Raw genomic sequence first — 2913 nt, forward strand, 5'->3', positions numbered from 1 at the left:
AATGTCGCATCGCCAACACTTAACCATTTCCTTTGACCTACACCTCCAGATGTTTCTGGCGTTGATCCAGCAGGCACTGTCTTTGGAAAATCACCATCCCAGCGGTAATACTCTCCTGTTGCTTCGTAACGAAGAACCTGATTTGGCAATGTCAACGTATTACCGTCTTCGAAACTATCCATGGTGATATAGCCAAACGCGGCAATGGCCTGTTGAGCCACCCAGCTAATTCCCTCAATTGTATAATGTTCATGACCAAAACGGTCAATATATTGTCGAGCCATGGAGGTTACAAACTCGTCAATTTTTCCAGCGTTAAATTTCAGGTCTTGCGGCTTTTCACTTGGTACTGGCTGATTGGTTGGTGTAGTGCTCATAATTTTTCCATTAAAAAACCCGGCGCGGTGGCCGGGTTGTGGTATTTGGATAAGGTATTATTCGTAGACTGAGTCGCTATACTCTGAGACGGTCAGAGATACCGTGTTATCTGTGTTGGGTTTGATGCTGTTGACTGTCCATAGCTGACTGTCCAGTTCCTCCACAGTGGCTATTAGATATCGAGACGGGAGTTGCACAGTATCTCCATTCCAGATATTGAGTTGGATGTCAGGTATTGCTGCAGTGAAACCGTATTTCGTATCGCTTCTTGCAGATGCCAAATAGCGAGGGGTTGGTTTACCCTGGCTATCGGTGACAAGAACATACATTGAGCCGGAAAACGTTATAGGCTCGCTGGTGTCGAAGTCATTACCAGTTCGCCCGGTGATGTATCCCTGTTGCTGATTACTGTCGTAGATATCCGGCATCTGAATAACACTGCCAACCTGTATGATGCCGTCCTCAAATACTTTGGCATTCATCTTAACCCGCGAGTAAATAAGACGCTTTGTTTCGCGCAGCGCTCTCTCCCGAGCCTGGTACTCGTTACGGAATCCAACTATCTCAAGCTTGCTCGGGTTCTCCGCTTCCTGCTCGACAATAGTTCCGTTCAGCACGCGGTAGTTGATGTACGTCTTGTTATTCGTTGTCGGGTGAACGTAGGAGACCTGAACGCCGTCGTAACCGCCAGGCAGCGTGGCCTCATACGTCATTTTGTACTCATCCGTCTTCATGTTCGCCCGGTTGAACACTGCCGCCGGGTAATCGACTTTCTGATCGCGGGTGAACGTCAGTACACCGTCATCCCAGTACGCCATGACAGACGCCGCATTGCAGATCGCCTGCACGCGGTCGCCAAGAGAGTCGTTTTCATCATCGAAGGTGTAATCGAAGTATCCGAGTCGCTCATCAGTCAGGCTCTCAGCGATAGAGTACAGCCCGTACAGGTCAATGCTGTTTTCCGGTTGTTTCCCCATTACAAGCCACGTATGAGCCACAGCATCAGCAAACGACCGCGACGGACGCAATGTGTAATCGACGGTCTGTGTCATCAGGTCGTAACTGATAGTCTGGCGAGTCACCAGAGCATTGTATTTGCGGTCACGGCTTCCTAATGCGTTCTCTGTTGCCCTTACCTTTACGCGAACCAGCGTATCAGTCGGATGAACAACATTGCTTCGGATGTTGACGGCGTGAATTTCCTCTAATTTAAGAATGGACGCATCATTAGAGTTGTTCGTCCGCTGGAAGTTGATGGCGTATTTACCAAACCCTCCTGCTGGAGTTATTTTATCTGTGCGATAAAACACTTCGCTGGTCGATTTATGAGGCGTTCCCTGATGATAGGTGAAGGTCTGTTGTGTGCCGGGGATCTGATTGTAATCGTCATCGATTTTCCAGATTGTCACCGTCCAGTCCGTCCAGTTTCCCCCACCAAGTGACGACTGCGTATGCAGCCAGAGTTCTGTTGACTCAACTGGCGAGAAGAAAGGCCCCACAACAAGCGCCTCATTATCGTTGAGGATGAATTTCGTCGTGTTAATGGTGGCTGTAGATGGAACGGTGGGCGGCCCCTGCAAATCTGTCATGGTGAACGTGTACCACTGAACAGGATTAATAACAGCGCCATCATTAGTCTGCACTGCGGAAATTAACGTTCCTGAGAACACCACATCCTCAGTAACACTACCGGATGCCGTGTTATACGTGACATTTATGGTGAATGTTACGGAGTGCGGCAGCACCAGCCCCATGAAGTAGTCAAACTCAGCCTGCTTGACGATTTTCATCGCTATCTGGCCGCCTGCATAATCCCCGCTGACTACGGTATTAGCTGTCGCAGATTCTACCGGGAAATTGTCGCTTTCGTTGGGACCTGGCATCTCCTGACCATCGACATCGTCGAACGAATATCCCTCGTTAATAGTCGGTATTACTTCACCCGGCTGATAAAACTGGTACTCAGCACCGGCCATCGATCCGAGACTCGACTCCGAGTAACGAAAAGACTCATAGTCATACTTACCGATACCAATACACATCCACTCAGTGACATATTTCAGTCCACCATCGTTCTCACTCTGGCGTACATATTCAAACATCGACTCCTGAATCAAGTCAGGGAAAGATCTGACCTGTCCGTAAATGTCAGGTTTCGCCTTGTATACTCGCGCAGTATTCGTTTGCCCAGTCAGGCTATTATTCGGTGAGTCGACGGTGTTGCCACCGTTGTTAGCAATTGCAGGCTTCGGAGCCAGGAAGGAAAACACAGCGCCAACAACTTTGAATATTGGGCTGAGAATGTCTTCAACGATGCCCTTTGGCTGGTCAAATATCTGAATGGTGTCCAGTTCGCTCAGTTCAAACGCCAGTTCATCATCATCATTTAACATCACGCCGTTGCGGACGATCAGCAGATCACGGTGAAAGGTGCCATCATTGGCCGCCAGCCAGTCATAAAAAAGGGTACCGTTTGGCACCCTGCAACGCAGCTTAGGCGTTCCTGGAAAATTCGATATCTCAACCAGCGCCATA

General features: G+C 49.0%; 1 protein-coding gene and 1 pseudogene. Both read right to left on the bottom strand.

Annotation, left to right across the window (positions count from 1 at the left end):
• Positions 1-377: pseudogene (locus FDX11_RS11685) on the bottom strand (phage tail protein); the annotation flags it as partial.
• Positions 378-434: 57 nt separating this feature from the next.
• The gene (locus tag FDX11_RS11690) at positions 435-2912 is read right to left on the bottom strand and encodes a host specificity factor TipJ family phage tail protein (RefSeq protein ID WP_137397953.1); all 2478 of its coding nucleotides are present in this window, start codon (positions 2910-2912) and stop codon (positions 435-437) included.
• Position 2913 lies beyond the last annotated feature (1 nt).

Source organism: Citrobacter sp. wls714, assembly GCF_005281025.1.
Lineage (GTDB): Bacteria > Pseudomonadota > Gammaproteobacteria > Enterobacterales > Enterobacteriaceae > Citrobacter > Citrobacter werkmanii.

What these genes read in the sequence shown, in the direction of transcription:
- FDX11_RS11690 (WP_137397953.1), bottom strand. Translation starts at nt 2,912, where the DNA reads ATGGCGCTGGTTGAGATATCGAATTTTCCAGGAACGCCTAAGCTGCGT.